The sequence below is a fragment of the Bacillus cereus group sp. N12 genome (assembly GCF_016483575.1).
Taxonomy (GTDB): domain Bacteria; phylum Bacillota; class Bacilli; order Bacillales; family Bacillaceae_G; genus Bacillus_A; species Bacillus_A toyonensis.
The window spans coordinates 1-245 of record NZ_JAEHBO010000260.1; the positions used below are offsets into that span (position 1 = coordinate 1).

The window sequence follows — 245 nt, forward strand, 5'->3', positions numbered from 1 at the left end:
ATCTATTAACTCAAATTTTATGTACTGCCTACGCTAAATTTGGAATACGTATTAATGCGGTGTGCCCTGGCTATATTGATACCCGTTTGCTTGGTAGTGTTAATCCTCAACAGAAAGAATATTTAGCTTCCCTTCTTCCACAAGGCAGACTTGGAACACGAGAAGAAGTGGCTAAAGCTGTCTTATTTTTTGCTAGTGATGATGCTAGTTTTGTTAATGGTACAACACTTCTTGTTGACTGAGGC

The 245-nt window shown here is 38.8% G+C and carries 1 protein-coding gene; it reads left to right on the top strand.

The genetic code is table 11. The features are described from left to right. On the top strand, positions 1-242 hold a 242-nt coding region (locus JDS92_RS30405; RefSeq protein WP_199633066.1), incomplete at its 5' end, for an SDR family NAD(P)-dependent oxidoreductase. Positions 243-245: the final 3 nt, after the last annotated feature.